Source organism: Leptolyngbya sp. BC1307 (assembly GCF_002286735.1).
Classification (GTDB): domain Bacteria; phylum Cyanobacteriota; class Cyanobacteriia; order Phormidesmidales; family Phormidesmidaceae; genus Phormidesmis.
This window is the reverse complement of record NZ_NRTA01000143.1, coordinates 1-1272: the sequence shown is the minus strand read 5'-3', so window position 1 is coordinate 1272 and position 1272 is coordinate 1. Positions and strand designations below refer to the sequence as shown.

At 53.1% G+C, this 1272-nt stretch carries 2 protein-coding genes; one reads left to right on the top strand and one right to left on the bottom strand.

Annotation, left to right across the window (positions count from 1 at the left end; all coding sequences use genetic code 11):
* Positions 1-768 (top strand): transposase (locus CKL79_RS22430; RefSeq protein ID WP_141242291.1); only part of this gene is annotated, 768 nt, incomplete at its 5' end.
* A 42-nt stretch (positions 769-810) separates the two neighbouring features.
* Here CKL79_RS22430 and CKL79_RS22425 read toward each other — a convergent pair.
* Positions 811-1149, bottom strand: coding sequence for a helix-turn-helix domain-containing protein (locus CKL79_RS22425; RefSeq protein ID WP_205879196.1), 339 nt, complete (start codon positions 1147-1149; stop codon positions 811-813).
* Positions 1150-1272 lie beyond the last annotated feature (123 nt).

Sequence of the window (1272 nt, the reverse complement as noted above, 5' to 3'; positions counted from 1 at the left end):
CAGACCCATGCCCTGCGACAACAGGGACACCAAATTAAAGACATCGCCCATCACCTGGGCATCGGTAAACGGACTGTCTACACCTATCTCTCGCATCCCACCTTCCCAGAATGGCAGCCCTCTATCCGACAACGCAGCAGTGAGTTAGATCCCTACAAGCCCTATCTTTTGGAGCAATGGATAGACACTCAGCCGCAGGCCAGAAGACTATTTGAAGAGATTCAAAAGCAGGGCTACAGAGGCAATTATGAGAGGGTCGCTCGCTATATTCAACCGCTGCGTCAATCATATCCACGGCTCAACCCATCGCCTGAAGCGCTCAATGACTTGCCAGGTCGAGGGCCTGCGCCAACCGTTAAGCTATCTGAGCAAAAGCCGTTGAGTGCTCGCCGTGTTGCCTGGCTGGTTCTACAGAGAACGGAAACCCTTGATGATGAGCAGGAAGCGCTACTGGCAAAGCTCTGCGAGCAGCCAGAGTTGTCGGAACCGATTTCCCTAGCTCAAGCATTCCTGAAGCTGGTACGACAGCGATTGCCTGAGCAACTCGATGGCTGGCTGACAGATGCCAGGAATAGCTCTATCAAGGCGTTTTCAAGCTTTGCCAAAGGATTAAAAGAGGATTACGATGCGGTCAAGGCGGGCGTCACGCTAGAAGTCAGTAACGGACAGGTGGAAGGGCAAAACAACCGATTGAAGATGCTCAAACGGCAGATGTTTGGTCGTGCAGGGCTTGACCTGTTGTCGAAGCGATTCATTCTGAAGGGGTGATCACCATCGCAGAGGGGCATCCAGCCGATTTTTCCCGATCACCTAAAGTGCGCAAGAGCCCGAAGTCATAGAAATATGCAAGTATCCTGACTGATGCGGTTTCAGGTCGGCTTCTGCCAATAATCGTCCGACATGACGAGGTGAAATGCTTTCGACAATTTGTTGCTGCACCAGTTCGTCTGCCAACTCACGATTCGTCCACTGGCTGATCGGTCGGTTGTATTCGCTAGGGGAATCGCAGGCAATCTTAAACAGATGTAAGACTTGCTCTAACTCGAAGGTCGCAGGTGCCCCACTGCGTTCCTCGTCCTGCAAGCGTTCTGCTACCGCCGCGCCGCTTGCCACACCCTCAAACCAACGCTGGCGCCACAATTGCGCCATCTTCCGGCTAATCTCCAATTCGCGGGTATTAGGTGACAGTGGGTATAGGCGAGTGACGACAGCGGGGTAGTCGGGTAATCAGGATCTCATCAGGCAGCGTAGAGTGCAGTCAAAGCCAAGATC